The 16,306-nt window shown below is 63.8% G+C and carries 9 protein-coding genes; 4 read left to right on the top strand and 5 right to left on the bottom strand.

The window, feature by feature from the left end; translation table 11 throughout:
* Positions 1-83: 83 nt before the first annotated feature.
* Both cueR and CAER_RS0117795 read right to left on the bottom strand, forming a co-directional pair.
* Positions 84-473 carry a Cu(I)-responsive transcriptional regulator gene (cueR, locus tag CAER_RS0117800; protein WP_027236631.1) on the bottom strand — a complete coding sequence of 130 codons (390 nt, stop codon included), beginning with the start codon at positions 471-473 and terminating at the stop codon, positions 84-86.
* Positions 470-2,977 carry a heavy metal translocating P-type ATPase gene (locus tag CAER_RS0117795; protein ID WP_027236630.1) on the bottom strand — a complete coding sequence of 836 codons (2,508 nt, stop codon included), beginning with the start codon at positions 2,975-2,977 and terminating at the stop codon, positions 470-472. The genes cueR and CAER_RS0117795 overlap by 4 nt, the downstream gene beginning before the upstream one ends.
* Positions 2,978-3,333: 356 nt before the next feature.
* On the opposite strand from CAER_RS0117795, the gene CAER_RS0117790 reads away from it, so the two are divergent.
* Positions 3,334-4,446 (top strand): S-(hydroxymethyl)glutathione dehydrogenase/class III alcohol dehydrogenase, encoded by a 1,113-nt coding sequence (locus CAER_RS0117790; protein WP_027236629.1) that lies wholly within the window; start codon positions 3,334-3,336, stop codon positions 4,444-4,446.
* 119 nt (positions 4,447-4,565) lie between these two features.
* Here CAER_RS0117790 and CAER_RS0117785 read toward each other — a convergent pair whose 3' ends face one another.
* From CAER_RS0117785 to CAER_RS0117775, 3 genes are read right to left on the bottom strand one after another with little or no spacing between them, the layout of a single operon-like run.
* Positions 4,566-6,080 (bottom strand): SpoVR family protein, encoded by a 1,515-nt coding sequence (locus tag CAER_RS0117785; RefSeq protein ID WP_027236628.1) that lies wholly within the window; start codon positions 6,078-6,080, stop codon positions 4,566-4,568.
* Positions 6,067-7,404 carry a YeaH/YhbH family protein gene (locus tag CAER_RS0117780; protein ID WP_027236627.1) on the bottom strand — a complete coding sequence of 446 codons (1,338 nt, stop codon included), beginning with the start codon at positions 7,402-7,404 and terminating at the stop codon, positions 6,067-6,069. Before CAER_RS0117780 ends, CAER_RS0117785 begins: the two co-directional genes overlap by 14 nt.
* 18 nt (positions 7,405-7,422) lie before the next feature.
* On the bottom strand, positions 7,423-9,357 hold the full coding sequence (locus CAER_RS0117775; protein WP_027236626.1) for a PrkA family serine protein kinase: 1,935 nt from the start codon (positions 9,355-9,357) through the stop codon (positions 7,423-7,425).
* A 722-nt stretch (positions 9,358-10,079) separates the two neighbouring features.
* On the opposite strand from CAER_RS0117775, the gene CAER_RS0117770 reads away from it, so the two are divergent.
* The 3 genes from CAER_RS0117770 (at position 10,080) to CAER_RS0117760 (ending at position 16,306) form a co-directional block, all read left to right on the top strand.
* A complete protein-coding gene (locus CAER_RS0117770) occupies positions 10,080-12,608 on the top strand; it encodes an Ig-like domain-containing protein (protein WP_036797417.1) in 2,529 nt (842 codons plus the stop codon).
* A gap of 72 nt (positions 12,609-12,680) precedes the next feature.
* A complete protein-coding gene (locus CAER_RS0117765; protein ID WP_027236624.1) occupies positions 12,681-13,973 on the top strand; it encodes a TolC family protein in 1,293 nt (430 codons plus the stop codon).
* Positions 13,970-16,306, top strand: a complete 2,337-nt coding sequence (locus tag CAER_RS0117760) for an ATP-binding cassette domain-containing protein (protein WP_027236623.1) — start codon at positions 13,970-13,972, stop codon at positions 16,304-16,306. The genes CAER_RS0117765 and CAER_RS0117760 overlap by 4 nt, the downstream gene beginning before the upstream one ends.

The raw sequence follows: 16,306 nt of genomic DNA, 5'->3' as shown, positions 1-16,306 counted from the left end.
CCATGCCCAAGGCTGCCAGGCGTCCCGTCAGGGCAGCCGCGGGCGCGGGAGATCCCAGCCGACTGCCTGCCCCGCCAGCCGGATCACCCCTCGCCGGACAGGTCCTTCAGAATCGGGCAATCCGGGCGGCTGTCGCCTGCGCAGCTGCTGACCAGCTCCCCCAGCGTATCGCGCATCGCCTGCAGGTCGGCGATCTTTTCCTCGATCTTGGCCAGATGCTCCAGCGCCAGCTGTTTCACGTCGGCGCTGGCGCGGCTTTCGTCCTCGTAAAGCGCCATCAGGGTGCGGCAGTCCTCAATCGTGAAGCCCAGCGCCCGCGCCCGGCCCAGAAACGCCAGCTTGTGCAGATCGGTCTCGGCAAAGCAGCGGTAACCGTTGGCGCTGCGGTGCGGTTTGATCAGGCCGATGTCCTCGTAATAGCGGATGGTCTTGGCGGGCAGGCCCGAGCGGCTGGAGACGTCCCCGATGTTCATGCGCGCGCCTCCTGCTTAGCGGCTTCCTTGGCCGGAGATACGGACTGCTCCTCATCTATGGCAGGTGTCAGGCGGCGCAAGCGCAGGGCATTGGACAGCACAAAGACACTCGACAGCGCCATCGCGCCCGCCGCCAGCGCCGGCGACAGCAGCGGCCCGCCAAAGGGATAGAGCACGCCCGCAGCCACCGGGATCAGCAGCACGTTATAGCCAAACGCCCAGCCCAGGTTCTGGCGGATGTTGCGCATGGTGGCGCGGCTGACGGTCAGCGCATTCACCACCCCGCGCAGATCGCCGGAGACCAGCACCACATCGGCGGCTTCGATCGCCACATCTGTGCCGGTGCCGATCGCGATGCCCGCATCCGCCGACGCCAGCGCCGGCGCATCATTGATGCCATCGCCGACAAAGGCCAGCGTGCCGTGCTCCTGCTGCAGTTCCGCAATCGCGGTTACCTTATCCGCCGGCAGACATTCCGCCTTCACCGCATCAATGCCAAGCCGTGCGGCAATTGCCCGCGCAGTAGCTGCGGCATCACCGGTGATCATCGCCACCTTCAGCCCCTGGTCATGGAACGCCTTAATCGCCGCCGGAGTGCCCGGCTTGACCGGATCGGCCACCGCAATAACCGCCGCCGCCTGCCCGTCAATGGCTGCGTACAGCGGGGTTTCACCACGCTCCGCCAGCCGCTGACCCTCAGCGTCCAGCCCGTCCATCGAAATGCCTTCGCGCACCATCAGCCGGGCCGCGCCAACAAGAACCTCACGCCCCTCGACCTGCGCCCGCAGGCCGTAACCCGGGATCGCCTCAAAAGCCTCCGGCTTGGGCAGCCCCTTGCCCGCAGCAGCCGTGATGGCGCGCGCGATGGGATGTTCCGACTGCGCCTCCGCCGCGCCGGCCAGCCGCAGGACCTCCTCGCGGGTGAAGCCCTCAGCGCAGATCAATGCGGTCAATGCCGGGCGGCCTTCGGTCAGCGTTCCGGTCTTGTCGAGCGCCACCACCTGCACTTCCTGCAACCGCTGGAGCGCGTCGCCCTTGCGGAACAGCACCCCCATCTGCGCGGCGCGCCCGATCCCGACCATGATCGAGGTCGGCGTGGCCAGCCCCATGGCGCAAGGGCACGCAATGATCAGCACCGAAACACCCGCCACCAAGGCCAGCGGCAGCGACGGTGCAGGGCCGAACAGCGACCAGGCCAGAACCGTGAGCGCCGCAACCACGATCACCGCGGGCACGAACCAAAGGGTAATGCGGTCGACCAGCCCCTGCACCGGCAGCTTGGCGCCCTGGGCTTGCTCCACCATGCGGATGATCTGCGCCAGCACGGTGTCGCGACCGACCCGGGTGGCGCGGAATTCCAGCGCCGAATTGCCGTTGATGGTGCCCGCGGTCACCTCATCGCCCGGAGCTTTTGCCACCGGCACCGGCTCGCCGCTGATCATGCTTTCGTCGATGTAGGAGCTGCCCGAGACGATCTCGCCGTCCACCGCGATGCGCTCACCCGGGCGGACCCGGATCAGGTCCCCTGCCCCGATCTCTTCCACCGGGGTTTCCACCGCCTCGCCAGCAGCAACGACCATGGCGGTTTTCGGCTGCAGCCCGGCCAGCTTGCGGATAGCCGCGCCGGTGCGCCCCTTGGCGCGCGCCTCCAGGTACCGGCCCGTCAGGATCAGCACCACGATCACTGCAGCGGCCTCGTAATACACATTCGCTGTGCCTGCGGGCAGCAGCCCAGGTGCAAAGGTGGAAATGACCGAGAACCCATAGGCGGCGGAGGTGCCCAGCGCCACCAGCGCGTTCATGTCCGGCGCCCCCCGGAACAGTGCCGGGAAGCCTTTGGTATAAAATTGCCGCCCCGGCCCTGCCAGCACCAGGGTGGTCAGGGCAAATTGCAGCAAGTAACTGTTCTGCATACCGATATTGGCCGCCACCCAGTGATGCAGCGCCGGGATCATGTGGCCGCCCATCTCAATCAGGAAGACGGGCAGCGTCAGCACCGCGGCGATCAGAACCTGCCGGCCCAGCGCGGCGATCTCGTCCGCCTTGCGCTGGCTTGCCTGCTCCGCCTCGTCCGGTGCCCCACTGCTCAGGCGCGCCGGATAGCCCGCTTCTGTCACCGTGCGGGCCAGATCGGCGGCCCGGACCGCCCCGGTAAGGAACCGGACTTGCGCGCTTTCGCTGGCCAGGTTGACGCGTGCCTCCAGCACGCCTGGCACCGCCAGCAACGCCCGTTCCACCCGTCCCACGCAAGACGCGCAGGTCATTCCGCTGAGGGCCAAGGTGACCTCAGACTCTGCCGCCGGGTAGCCCGCGGATTTGAGCGCGTCCGTCAGCTGAACCAGTTCCACCTGAGGCGCGGCCTCGACCTGGCCGGTTGCGTTTGCAAGGTTCACCGAGGCCGTCTTGACCCCGTCGACCGCCGCCAGGGCACGTTCGGCGCGCCCGGCGCAGCCTGCGCAGCTCAGGTTGGTGATTTGCAGTGATACAGCGGTGTTTTCTGACATGGGAGACCTGCGGGTTTTGTCCTATGTGAGTTCATATGAGGGTTCCAGTCAGAGGAAGGTCAAGGCCCCGAAGCAAGATTCCTTCCCGAAACTGGAAGCCTGCAGGCAAGGCGCTGGAATCGGCAGCTTTTTTCACATCAGCAGATGGCGCGGACCGCCGCTCAGCTGTCGCATTCAAGGCAAAGCCCTGCGCGCCGGGACTGTTAGGGTGCCGAGGCAATGCTTGCGTGCGCCGGACTGCAAATGTAACGCTGGGTCATTCAGACCCGCGGTGCTGCCGCTGGCAACGCCTTCACCCCGGTCCCGCCCTGCGGCGGCCCGGTCCCGGAGAATATGGACGAAGGACCAGTCACATGATCAAGACCCGCGCCGCCGTTGCGGTTGCCCCCGGCAAACCGCTGGAAATCATGGAGGTGAACCTCGAAGGCCCCAAAGCGGGCGAGGTTCTGGTGGAAATCAAGGCAACCGGCCTGTGCCACACCGACGAATTCACCCGCTCGGGCGATGACCCCGAGGGCATCTTCCCGGCGATCCTGGGCCATGAGGGCGCGGGCGTCGTGGTCGAGGTCGGCGAAGGCGTCACCTCGCTGAAGCCCGGCGACCACGTGATCCCGCTCTACACGCCGGAATGCCGCGAGTGCGAATACTGCCTCAACCCCAAAACCAACCTGTGCCAGGCGATCCGCTCGACCCAGGGCCAGGGCCTGCTGCCGGACGGCACCACCCGCTTTTCGATGCAGGACGGCACCCCGATCCATCATTACATGGGCTGCTCGACCTTCGCGAACCACACCGTGGTGCCGGAAATCGCGCTGGCGAAAATCCGTGAGGACGCGCCGTTCGACAAGGTCTGCTACATCGGCTGCGGCGTCACCACCGGCATCGGCGCGGTGATCAACACCGCTAAGGTCGAAATCGGCTCCCGCGCGGTGGTTTTCGGCCTCGGCGGTATCGGCCTCAATGTAATCCAGGGCCTGCGGCTTGCCGGTGCCGACCAGATTGTCGGCGTCGACCTGAACCCGGGCAAGGTGGAAATGGCGAAGAAATTCGGCATGACCGATTTTGTCAATCCGGCCGAGGTCGACGGCGACCTGGTGGCGCATCTGGTCGAACTGACCGGTGGCGGCGCGGATTATACCTTTGACGCCACCGGCAACGTGCAGGTGATGCGCACTGCGCTGGAATGCGCCCACAAGGGCTGGGGTGAAAGCATCATCATCGGCGTGGCGCCGGCCGGTGCCGAGATTGCCACCCGCCCGTTCCAGCTGGTCACCGGCCGGGTCTGGAAGGGCACCGCCTTCGGCGGCGCCTCCGGCCGCACCGACGTGCCCAAGATCGTCGACTGGTACATGGACGGCAAAATCGAGATCGACCCGATGATCACCCACAAGCTGACCCTGGATCAGATCAACGAAGGCTTCGATCTGATGCACGAGGGTAAATCCATCCGCGCCGTGGTGGAGTTCTGATCCCGGCCGAATGCCAAACCTTGAAACGCAGGCCCCCGGGCCTGCGTTTTCATTTTGGGTGCTAAGCGCTTGCGGTGTTCACCCCGCCCCAAGGACAAGGCCGGGCCCGCACATGAGGATCAGTCCTCGGTCGAGGCCTCGACCGCATCCAGCCTGACGCCATAGCCCCAAAGCCGGCGCAGGTGCTTGAGCACCTCTTCCTGATCCTCTTCATCCAGGTGGATGCCATCGCGCACGGTATGGGTCAGCTTCAGCTCCCGGTCGCCGCGCAGGTCCGCATCGGTCACCTGGATATCAGGCTCCAGATAGGCCAGGTCATACTGCTTGGCCAGATCGCGGCGGATCGCCTTATAGCCCGCGCGGTTGTGGATCTGGCTGACAACCAGATTGGGCAGATCCGCGTCATTGGTCAGCGTGAACAGCTTGAACTTGCGGATCAGGTTCGGCGACAGGAACTGCTGGATAAAGCTTTCGTCGCGGTAGTTCGCCCAGGCATCGCGCAGCACCCCGCGCCAGTCCGGATTGCCCGCAAAGTCCGGGAACCACTCCCGGTCCTCATCGGTCGGGTCCTGGCAGATGCGGCGTATGTCCTGCATCATCGCAAAGCCCAGCGCATAAGGGTTGATGCCCGAATAACGCGGATCGTCATATTCCGGCTGCATCACCACATTGGTATGGCTGTGCAGCATTTCCATATAGGCGCCTTCGGTGATCTGGCCCTGCTCATACAGCTTGTTGATGATGTAGTAATGCACGAAGGTCGCGCAGCCCTCGTTCATCACTTTGGTCTGCTTCTGCGGATACAGATACTGCGCCAGCATCCGCACGATACGCAGGATCTCGCACTGCCAGGGCTCCAGCACCGGGCTGTGCTTTTCCAGAAAATACAGCAGATTTTCCTGCGGCAGGTTCATCTGCTTGCGGCGCGCGCTGAACGAGGCATCCTCGGCTTCTTTCAGCTTGTCGCGGCCCAAGGTGCTGTCGGTCCAGATGTCCAGCACGCTCTGGCTGCTTTCATAGCCTTCGCGCACCTTCTGCATCGCGACCAGTTCCTCGCTGGTCGGTTTAGGCGGGCGGCCATAGCGGAACACGCCCTGGGACTGCAGCGCATGGGCGGCGTCCAGCACTTCTTCCACCGCGCTGAGGCCATAGCGCTCCTCGCAGGCGGTGATGTAATTCTTGGCGAAGGCCAGGTAGTCGTGAATGCCCGACGCGTCGGTCCATTGCTGAAACAGATAATTGTTCTTGAAGAAATGGTTATGCCCAAAGGCCGCGTGCGCCATCACCAGGGTCTGCATCGCCATGGTGTTTTCTTCCATGTTGTAGCTGATGCAGGGGTTGGAGTTGATCACGATCTCATAGGCCAGCCCCTGGCGGCCGGTCCGGTACAACGCCTCGTCACGGGCAAAATGCTTGCCGAAGGACCAGTGCTGATACATCAGCGGCAGGCCGACGCAGGAATAGGCATCCAGCATCTGCTCCGCAGAGATGATCTCGATCTGGTTGGGGTAGACATCCAGCCCGAGGTCTTCGAGCGCGATCCGCTCGATCGCGTCGCGCGCCCTTTCCATCAGTTCAAAGGTCCATTCCGGCCCGTCGAACAGCGGCACGCGCGCCTTTTCAGCTGCCTGCATTCTGCACCCCTTTCACCTTGGGGAGGAAGAACTCCCGGAAAATTGGATAGATATGGCCGGGCTGCGATACCCGCTGCATTTCGAAATGCGGGGCCTGGCTCTTCACCTCGCGGTAGTTCTGCCACAGGTCTTCGCCTGCTTCCGGATTGTTCAGCAGCATCTCCGCCGCCTCATCGACAATCTCCACATAGGCGTAAAACTGGCTGACCGGCAGCAGATCCTTCAGCAGCAGATTCTTGCAGCGCGCGGAGTCGTTGCCGAAGTTCTCCCCGTCAGAGGCCTGGGCGCCGTAGATGTTCCACTCATCCGGCGGATAACGCTCGTCGATGATCTCCTTCATTTTCTCCAGAGCGGTCGACACGATGGTGCCACCGGTTTCACGGGCGTAGAAAAAGGTCTCCTCATCCACTTCCTGCGCGTGGTGAGTATGGCGCACGAACACCAGTTCGGTGTGCTCATAGCAGCGTTCCAGAAACAGGTGCAGCAGCAGGAAGAACCGTTTTGCCAGGTCCTTCTCGCGCTCCTGCATCGAGCCGGAGACGTCCATCAGGCAGAATACCACCGCGCGGGAGTTGCGGATCTTCTCGGGCACAAAGGTGTCGTAGCGCAGGTCCAGCGGGTCGATATAGCCGACCACCTTGCGCTTGCGGACAATGCCGTCGAGCTTCTTCCTCAGCGCCTCCAGGAATTCCTCCTGCGGCGGCGTGCGGTCATCAAGCGCCTCCAGTTCGGCGATCTGCTCTTCCAAATCGCGCTGGGATTTGGTGGTGGGACGCTGCAGGGCGATCCGGCGGCCCAGCGAGTTGCGCATGGTGCGCACCAGATTGAGGTTGTTGGGCGTTCCGGCAGTTGTCAGGCCGGCTCGGCGGGTGCCGATCGTCTCAGTCTCCACCGTGGCCTTTTCCACCAGATCCGGCAGTTCCAGCCCGTCGAACAGGATTTCCAGATATTCTTCCTGAGTCAGAGTGAAGGAAAACTCGTCCTCGCCGTCACCGTCCTCTGAAGCCTTGCGGCCGCCCTCCCCGGCACCGCCCTGCGGGCGCTTGATAGTGTCGCCGACAACAAAATCCTTGTTGCCGGGCAGAACATGGCGGCGCAGCCCGCCCTTGGAGGAATGAAAGAACCGCGGCTCCTTCAGCCCCCGTGTCGGGATGGTGACCTTTTCGCCTTCGTCCGGGACACCGCTTCCGCTTTGGATTGATTTCCCCCGGACCGACTGGTCGACGCGCTCCTTAATATTCTCCCGGGCCCGCCGCAGGAACCGCTGGCGGTTCCCGAGGCTCTTGCCCTTCGGATTGGCGCGCCTGTCGATGAAATGATGCATGTTGCACAGCGCTCCTCTTTAGCCCGCCTTGTTGACGCGCATGTACCACTCGACCAGGCGCCGCACCTGCCGGTCGGTATAGCCGTGGCCGCGCATCCGCTCGACGAACTCCTGATGCTTGCTTTCGGTCTTGCTGTCCTTCTTGGACCCGAAGGAGATCACCGGCAGCAGTTCCTCGACCTGGCTGAACATGTGCTTCTCGATCACGTCGCGCAGCTTCTCATAGGAGTTCCAGGCCGGATTGGACCCGGTGTTGGCACGGTGGCGCAGGGCGAATTTCACGACCTCGTTGCGGAAGTCCTTGGGGTTGGCGATGCCAACCGGCTTTTCGATCTTGCTAAGCTCCGCATCCAGCACCTCGCGGTTATAGAGCTGGCCGGTATCCGGATCCTTGTAATCCTGCTCCTCGATCCAAGCATCGGCATAGGCGATGTAGCGGTCAAAGACGTTCTGGCCGTATTCGGTATAGCTTTCGAGGTACGCCTTCTGGATCTCGTTGCCGATGAACTCCTCGTACCTGGGCGCCAGCTCTGTCTTGATGAACTCAAGATACTTCTGTTCCGTCTCCTGCGGAAACTGCTCGCGCTTGATCATCTGCTCCAGCACATACATCAGGTGCACCGGGTCCGCCGCCACCTCGTTGGTGTCGAAGTTGAAGGTGGTGGACAGCACCTTGAAGGCAAAGCGGGTCGAGATGCCGTTCATGCCCTCGTCGACGCCGGCCCGGTCCTGGTATTCCTGGACCGTCTTGGCCTTGGGGTCGGTGTCCTTCAGGCTTTCGCCGTCATAGACCCGCATCTTGGAGTAGAGGTTCGAGTTCTCATGCGGCTTCAGACGGGTCAGCACCGAGAAGCGGCTGAGGATCTTCAGCGTCTCCGGCGCACAGGGGGCATTGCGCAGCTCACTGTTTTCAATCAGCTTTTCATAGATCGACGTCTCATCCGAAACCCGCAGGCAATAAGGCACCTTGACGATCGACACCCGGTCGATGAAGGCCTCGTTGTTCTTGTTGTTCTTGAAGGACTGCCATTCGCTTTCGTTGGAATGCGCCAGGATCAGGCCGCTGAACGGGATCGCACCGAAGCTTTCGGTGCCCATGTAGTTGCCTTCCTGGGTCGCCGTAAGCAGCGGGTGCAGCATCTTGATCGGCGCCTTGAACATCTCGACGAATTCCAGGATGCCCTGGGTCGCCCGGTTCAGGCCGCCGGAGAAGCTGTAGGCATCCGGGTTATCCTGGCTGAAATGCTCCAGCTGGCGGATGTCGACCTTGCCGACCAGGGTCGAGATATCCTGGTTGTTTTCATCACCCGGCTCCACCTTGGCGACACAGATCCGGCGCAGCCGCGAAGGATGCAGGCGCACGACCGAGAACTTGTTGATATCACCATCGAATTCATCCAGACGCTGCACCGCCCAAGGCGACATCAGCCCCGGCAGCCGGTGCTGGGCAATGCCGTATTCCTCTTCCAGCACCTTTCCCATGCGGACCGGATCAAACAGGCCCAGGGGGCTTTCGAAAATCGGCGAGATCTGGTTGCCCGCCTTCAGCACATAGATCGGCTGGTCTTCCATCAGGCGCTTCAGGCGTTCCGCCAGCGAGGACTTGCCGCCGCCGACCGGTCCCAGCAGGTAGAGAATCTGCTTGCGCTCCTCCAGACCCTGCGCGGCGTGGCGGAAATAGCCGACAATCCGCTCAATGGTGTCTTCCATGCCATAGAAATCGTGGAAGGCGCTGTACCGCTTGATCGTTCGGTTCTGAAAGATCGGCCCGAGCCGCGCGTCCTTGGACGTGTCTACCAGCTCCTCTTCGCCAATTGCCCTCAGCATCCTCTCGGCGACGTTCGCGTACAGGCTTGGATCGTCGCGGCAGGCATTCAAATAGTCCTGCAGCGGCATTTCCTGCTCGCGCGTTTCGCCGTACTGCTCTGCAAAAAGTTCGGCAATGTCTTTCATCGTGGATCAAGCCTCCTGGTTAACTGGCGCCGTTCCTCCTGGCGTTCCTTCGCACGCGGACAGAGGGTGCCCAGCACGTGGGCATAGGTGTCCGCGTCAGTGTTGAGTTCTGATTTCTGCTCGGCGCCGCTGCTGGCGTTATACGTCCGGCTGGCCGCTCTTGGCGGCGGCCTGCGCCCGGTTACCAGGGCTGTCGGCGTCGTCTTGACTTACTCTCGAGCTTACACCAATTACGAACTTCTTCCTATCTGAAAGTGGTGTACTTTTAATTAATTGCCAGAATCTTTTGCGGGAAATTTTCTTCACATAGTAGCGAACACCCCTTGCTGCCGCCCCTTCTGCAACGCGGCATTTCAAGGTGTTCCGGGTGTGCTTCTCCTATTTGGAGATCACCTCAGCTGCTGATCGCCCCTAATGCGGATCAAGGAGCATTTGACCTGTATTTCAGGGCCTGCCGCAGCCGGGTCTGCCGGGGCAGCAGGACCCTCCTGCCGCCCCGGCCCGGTGAAAAACCTTAGAAATTCTGCGGCAGCCAGGACACGGTTACCGCTATTTTTGCCGCAGCTTTGGAGCCTACATACTGGACAGGCCACAAAAAATCGTCTCAGTATGGCCTCAAAATGGCCGCAAAAGACGGCCGAAGGGCAAAACTACAGGCAACGGAACCACGCAGCGCGCGCCTTATTCATGGCGCCACAGCGTACAGATTGAGCGGTAAAACAATGAGCACGGTTGCATTTATTACCCGCAACATGGCGGGCACGACACAGCATGGAAACTTCTCCGAAGGCAATCCGGCGCGCATTGACGCTGCACCGGCCAAGGATATTTCCCTGAACCTCAGCCCGGCTGATGTAGAAAGCTATGCCCGCCGCGGCAGCGACCTGCACATCACTCTGGCAAACGGCCAGGAACTGGTGCTGGAAAACTATTACGCCTTTGACACCACTGGCGGCAAAAACCTGTTCCTCAGCTCCGAAGGCCAGTTCACCGAAGTGGTGCTGGAGGACAAGTCCAGCGGCATGCTGTTTGCCACTTATGAGCCGCTCGACCTGGCTGGCAAGTGGAGCGCTTACGACGAGATGGTCTTTCTGGACGTCGACCGGATCGAGCCTGTGGTCGCGCCGCTGGCCGCACCGCTGTTCGGCGGTCTGGGGGCCGCAGGGGCCGCGGCGGGTGTTGTCGGCGCCGCGGTTATCGCCGGCGGCGGCGGAGATGGCGGCGGCGAAACGGGAAGCATCGTGCCCACGGTGAACGACCCGGACGCCACCTTCCCCGTTTCTGGCTCGACCACCACACCGGTTGAGATCACCGGCACCGGGGCGCCGGGGTCTGAGGTGACAGTGACCGTCGGAACCTCGACCCAGACGACAACTGTCGATGAGGACGGCAACTGGGGCGTCACCTTCCCGGTCGATGACCTGCCGGAGGACGGCAATTACGAGTCAACTGTTCATGTGGTTGACCCGGATGGCAACGAATTCGACCTGGACGGCCCCACCGTAGTGATCGACACCGTTGCCGAAGTCACCCTTGATGACGGCCAGGCCGGCGGCGATGACATGATCAACGCTGCGGAAGCCGCCGATGGCGTCACCCTGACAGGCACCGCCGAAGCCGGCGCCACAGTCGACGTGACATTCCAGGGCGTCACCCGCACCGTCATCGCAACGGAGGACGGCACCTGGAGCGCGGATTTCGCCGCATCTGAGATCGCCGCGGGCGAATATGATTCAGAGGTCACCGTCACGGCGACCGACAGCTTCGGCAACACCGGCAGCGTGACCGGCACGATCCGCGTCGATACCACAACCGCGGTGGAGATTGATCCCGGCCAGGCCGGCGGCGACGATCTGGTCAACGGCTCCGAGGCGGCGTCTGCCCTGACCCTGACCGGCACCGGCGAACCGGGCGCCTCGGTCAGTGTCACCGTGGAAGGTGTCACCCGCAGCGCCACGGTGGACGCGGACGGCAACTGGGCCGCCGAATTCGAAGCAGGCTCGCTGCCTGCCGGCGAATATGACACCACCGTCAGCGTGACTTCGACCGACGCGGCCGGCAATACAGCAACCGCGACCGCCGGCCTGCGCGTGGACACGCTGGTCGACCCGCTGACCCTGGAATCCGGCAGCATCGAAGGCGACAACGTCGTCAACAACACCGAGCATAGCGACGGGGTGACGCTCACCGGTACCGTGGAGCCGGGCTCGACCGTCGTCGTGCAGCTGGGCAGCGCCACCGAAACCGCGACGGTTGATGCCGGCGGCAACTGGAGTGTGGATTTTGCCGCCTCCGACATTGCCCAGGGCAGCTATGAGGCGGACATCACCGTCACAGCCACCGACGCCGCAGGCAACACCTCGGAAATCAGCGACACGCTGACCATCGACACCGAGGTAACGCCGTTCACCGCAGACAGCAGCCAGACCGATGACGATGTGCTGAATGTCGCGGAGCGCGCAGCGGGCCTGACCATGACCGGCACGGTCGAGGCGGGATCCAGCGTTGAGGTGACCATCGGCGGCGTAACCCGGGCTGCAACTGTGGATGCCGATGGCAACTGGAGCGCCGCATTTGACGCCGATGACCTGCCCGACGGCGACACCACCGCCACCGCCACCGCAGAGATCACCGCGACCGATGCGGCGGGCAACACCCAAACCCTGACCGAAACCTTTGGCATCGACACAGAATATGACGCTCCGAATGTCGGCGACGTCATCAGCACCGGCGCCGGTGTCAGCGGCTTCTTCAGCGATGATTTCGAAACCGGCGACACCGCGCATGAGCTGACAAGCGGCGGCGGCGTTGCCGATATCACCGGCACCGAGACCGACCTGACCGGCGGCCGGACCTTGTTCAGCTTCGACGCGGATGTGCCGGATGGCTCGCATCTGGTGGTCAACCGGGTCGATGATGCGGGCAACAGCTCCGGCACGATGGTGGTGCTTGAGGACGGCGCGGGCGCAACCGCTCTGGACCACGCAGGCCTGTCGCAGTTCAACATCGACGAACTGAACCTGGTGCATGCCGATGGCGTCGACCTGACCCTGACCGAAGCGGACATCAACGCGCTGTCCGGCAACTCCGATACGGTGATTGTGCATGGCGGCTCTGATGACACGCTCACCATCACCGGAGCTGCGGCAACAGGCACCGAAACCATCGATGGCGAAGCCTACAACGTCTACACCATTGGCGATGACGGCACCACGCTGATCGTCGACGAAGACGTCAACACCGTGATCTGAACGGCCGGCCCGGGGGGACTTTCAGCCGGGCCCAACACAACAAAAGCCTTAGACATAAGGGCAAAGGGCAGAATGCAACCGGGACGCTTTCTTTGCGCCATCGCAGTGATGTGCAGCCTGTCGGCATGCGCACAGTCACCGCTGTCCGGCGGCCCGGAAGCCGCGGCCGGCGATGCGCCGCGAAGCAACTTCGCGCAATCCGGCGAAGCGTCCTCGGAGGTAATCCGGCAGCTGATGGACCGGCGGTCGCTGCTGGCCGAGGACAGCGCCTACGGCCAGGTTGCCGCCGCTGCCATCGCCGCTTCCTCCCGCGCCGCCGAGGCTGAGCTGATCAGCGCCAAGCTGCGGGCCGAAGCGGCGTCCAAGAACTGGCTGCCGACGCTTGGGCCCTCGGTCAGCCTGACTGAGCTGGGCGATCTGGTGGCGGGGCTGCTGATCGAACAAGTGCTGTTCGACAACGGCCGACGCAAGGCCGAACGGGCGTTTGCCGCCGCTGATGTCGAGGTTGCCGCGGTCAACCTGTCTGAAGACATGAACAGCCGGGTTGAGACCGCCGTTGGACTGTATGCCGCCGCCCTGCGCGGTGACGAGAAAGCCGCCTATGGAAACCGGGCGCTGCGCCGGATGCAGGACTTCCGCCGGATCGTGCAGGGCCGTGTGGACGGCGGCGTGTCGGACCGTGCCGACATTAATGTGGTGGACAGCAAGATCAGCGGCATCCGCACCGCTACGGCCACCGCCCGGGATGCCGCCGCCACTGCGCGCGCGGAGCTGCACGCGATGACCGGCCAGAGCTTCCCGCAAACGCCGGCGCATCTGGACATCCGGACACCGCCGGAGCAGGTGCAGTTCCTCTCGGTGCTCAAGGCTGGCGCCGAAGCGGACCGCGCCATTGCGCAGGCCAAATCCGGCCGCGCCGGCCTGCTGCCGCAGATCTCCGCTGCGGGCAACGTGACCACCGACGGCTCCGGCGCCGGGCTGACCCTGGGCGTCGGCCAGCCCCTGGGACTGGGCACCCCTGCCGCCATTCAGGCATTGGAAGCCTCCAAGGAAGCCGCTACCCGCCAGGTGGGCGAAGCGGAGGAGGCCGCCCGCCGCACCTACAGCCGCCAGATTCAGCAGATCGCCTCCTACCGCCGCCAGGAGGCTGAGACCGCGGCCCTGGTGCGCCGCAGCCGCGAGACTTATGAGCTGTTCCAAAAGCAGTTCGAAGCGGGGCAGCGCCCGGTGATGGAAGTGATCCAGGTCTATGAGGAGCTGGTGCGCCGCGAGCAGGCATTCATCGACGCGAAATACGAGGTGGTGCTGATCCAGCTGCAACTGGCGCGCGACCTGGGCCTTTTGGCCGATGGGGACAAGATTTGACCGACACGACACAAAAGCCCCCGCGTCCCCTGCCCGCCTCCGGCAAAAAGCCGGTGCTGCGGGCGGTGCCCGTGTCCAGCCCGCAGGCCGCGCCGCACGGCGGGATGCAGCCTGCCAACACCCCTGCCCCGGCGCCCGGCCCCAAGGCGCAGCTTAAGCCGCGCACGGACAACCGGCCCAAGCCTCAGCCGCAGGACGCTCCGCCTGAAGTGGGCTCGCTGCTGGAGGGCGCCGCCGCCCGCATCCAGCACCGCGCCAGCCTGATCGCCACCCTTGCTGCACTGAAGGGCAGCGAAGTGCCGGTCAGCGACGTCGCCGCCTTCCTGTGGAAGGAAACGCCGGGCGATCTGTCGCTGCACACGCTGGCCAAGGCGCTGCAATCCGCCGGGCTGCAGCCCAAGGTGCTGGAAGAACAAAGCCTTGCACCTGCTCTATGGCCTGCGCTGGCGATCATGTCCGGCGGCCAATGCGTGCTGGTGCTGGACCAGGCAGACGATGTGCTGACGATCTATGACACCTCCTGCCCGGACAACCGCACCGAAGTGCCGCTGGCGGAGTTCAGCCCCTTTTTCACCGGCACCGTGCTGTCGGCCCGCCCCTCGATCAGCCAGATGGCGGCCAAGCACACGCCGCAGATCGACCCGGGCCATTGGTTCTGGAGCGAGTTCCCCAAATACCGCCGCCAGGTGGGCGAGATCATGCTGGGGTCGCTGGTCGCCAATATCCTGGCGGTCTCGGTCGCGCTGTTCTCTTTGCAGGTCTATGACCGGGTGGTGCCGCATCAGTCGCACGCCACGCTGTGGGTGCTGGCTGTCGGCGCCTTCCTCGCGATTGCGCTGGAGGCGATGCTGAAGCTGGCCCGCGCCCGGCTGACCGACGCGGCCGGCCGCCAGATCGAGCTGTCGGTGCAGCACAACCTGATGCGCCGCCTGATCGGCATGCGCTCCGACAAGAAGCCGCTGCCGCCCTCCGGCCTGTTTGCCGCGATGCGGGACTTCGGCTCGGTGCGGGAGTTCTTCACCTCCTCCACCATCTCGACGCTTGCGGACATTCCCTTTATCGCGGTGTTCCTGCTGCTGGTCGCCTCAATCGCCGGGCCTGTGGTCTGGGTGATCATTGCCGGCGGCATTCTGATGCTGCTGCCTGCCTACTTCATGCAGAAAAAGATGATCGCCTATACCCGTCAGACCCAAGGCGCGAACGCCAAGGCGGGGCGGTTGCTGCATGAGGTTGTGACCGAGCTGGACACCGTGAAGACCCAGCGCGGCGAGGACCGGGTGCTTCGGCTGTGGGATGAACTGAACACGCTGTCCTCCCATTCCGCAACGGAGCAGCGCAAGCTGTCCAGTGCCCTCACCTACTGGTCGCAAGGGGTGCAGCAGGCGACCTATATCACCGCCGTGGTGCTGGGCACACTGCTGGTCTTTGCCGGTGAATTCACCGTCGGCACCATCATCGCCACCGGCATCCTGACCAGCCGGACGCTGGCGCCGCTGACGCAGTTCGCGGCCACCCTGGCGCGCTGGAGCAACGTCAAGGCCGCGCTGGAAGGTCTGGATGCCATCGCCCAGGCCCCGCAGGAGAAGGAAAAGGAACGCACCTACCTGCGCCGCCAGACGATTGAAGGCCGGTTCGAGCTGCGCGAGATTATGTTCCGTTACGAGGACGATGCAGCGCCGACGCTGGATGTGCAGGCCGTGGCCGTCACGCCGGGCCAGCGGGTTGCGGTGCTGGGCGTCAATGGTTCCGGCAAGTCGACCCTGCTCAAACTGCTGTCGGGCCTTTACGCCCCTGACCGGGGCCGCATCCTGCTTGACGGCACCGACATGGCCCAGATCGACCCGCGCGACCTGCGCGCAAACATCGGCTATCTCAGCCAGGACGTGCGGCTGTTTGCCGGCTCCCTGCGCGACAACCTGAACCTCAACCAGCTGGAGCGCGACGACGACCGGTTGATGGAGGCGCTGGAGTTTGCAGGCCTCGGCGCCCATGTGCGCAACCACCATAAGGGCCTGGATCTGGAGATCAGCGACGGCGGTCACGGCCTGTCCATAGGACAGCGCCAGTCGATCGGCTGGGCGCGGCTGTGGTTGCAAAACCCTTCAGTTGTCCTGCTGGATGAACCGACCGCAGCGCTGGACCAGACGCTGGAGCGCACATTGGTGAGCCGCCTGGAGAACTGGCTGGAAGGCCGCACCGCAGTGATCGCCACCCACCGGATGCCGATCCTGTCGCTGACCAACCGCACCCTGATCCTGCAATCCGGCCGGATGGTTGTGGACGGCCCGCGCGATCAGGTCCTGGCCCATCTGGCCGCTGGCGAAGGCAAGTGA

The sequence above is a fragment of the Leisingera caerulea DSM 24564 genome (genome assembly GCF_000473325.1).
Taxonomy (GTDB): Bacteria; Pseudomonadota; Alphaproteobacteria; order Rhodobacterales; family Rhodobacteraceae; genus Leisingera; species Leisingera caerulea.
This window is presented reverse-complemented; position numbering and strand designations above follow the sequence as displayed.